General features: G+C 41.1%; 2 protein-coding genes and 1 pseudogene. All 3 read right to left on the reverse strand.

The genetic code is table 11. From position 1 onward, the window contains the following. The coding region (locus GMD1S_RS11865) for an ATP-binding cassette domain-containing protein (protein WP_008281176.1) at window positions 1-179 on the reverse strand (179 nt) is incomplete at its 3' end. A 1-nt stretch (window position 180) separates the two neighbouring features. Beyond that, entirely contained in the window at window positions 181-660 is a 480-nt protein-coding gene (locus tag GMD1S_RS08325) for a VanZ family protein (protein ID WP_000163100.1), read from the reverse strand. A 1-nt stretch (window position 661) separates the two neighbouring features. Then, window positions 662-853 (reverse strand): annotated as a pseudogene (locus tag GMD1S_RS11870) (hypothetical protein); the annotation flags it as partial.

Here is an 853-nt window from a genome sequence, read left to right on the forward strand (position 1 = left end):
ACCTTCCCTTCATCTGGTAACATCTTACCAGTCACGATGCTCATAAAGGTTGATTTTCCTTCACCATTGGCACCGACTAGACCGATATGTTCTCCCTTGAGGAGACGGAAAGACACATCTTCAAAAATTGCACGGTCACCAAAACCGTGACTTAAATTTTTAACTTCTAAAATACTCATTCTAATTCCTTATCTTGTTTTTATGCAGTCCTTTATAGAGGACCCAAGCCAGATAGCCTCCCAGGGTATTGGTCCACAAATCATCAATCTCAAAGACGCGATTAAAATCAAAGAAAAAGTCTAAGACCAGTTGCGTGCACTCAATTCCTAGACTCAGTAGAAAACTGAGAAGGATGATTTTTTTCGTTTGTCGTAAATTTGGACAGAGATAAATCAGTTGAAAGACTAGTGGGAAAAGCAAGAAGACATTTAAAATGTTCTGCAAAAAGATCCAAAGGACTTGTCCCAAACTGGTCACTTCACCCAGATTCCAAAGGGAGTTTAAGGGAGTTAAAAGAAAAACCAGGCGTCCAAAAGTTTGAATACCTGGAGTTTCCACTCCTGTAGGAAGTTGAGGCTGGGGAGTGAAGCAAAAACAGACAATACATAGGCTGTAAACAGCCACTCCCAATCTTAAGAATAATTCTCTTTTTTTAGTCATTTTATGGATTTACCGCTGCGACTGCCTTCTGGCGGTCACGTTTCATTGTATTGGAGCGTAATTGTCCACAAGCTGCATCAATATCTGTACCATGCTCTTGACGGACAACACAGTTGACCCCTTTTTTCTTGAGGGTATCGTAGAAGGCCATCACGCGCTCTTTAGGACTACGGCTATATTGGTCATGTTCACT

Origin of the sequence: Streptococcus sp. GMD1S (assembly GCF_000296875.1) — a bacterium.
Taxonomy (GTDB): domain Bacteria; phylum Bacillota; class Bacilli; order Lactobacillales; family Streptococcaceae; genus Streptococcus.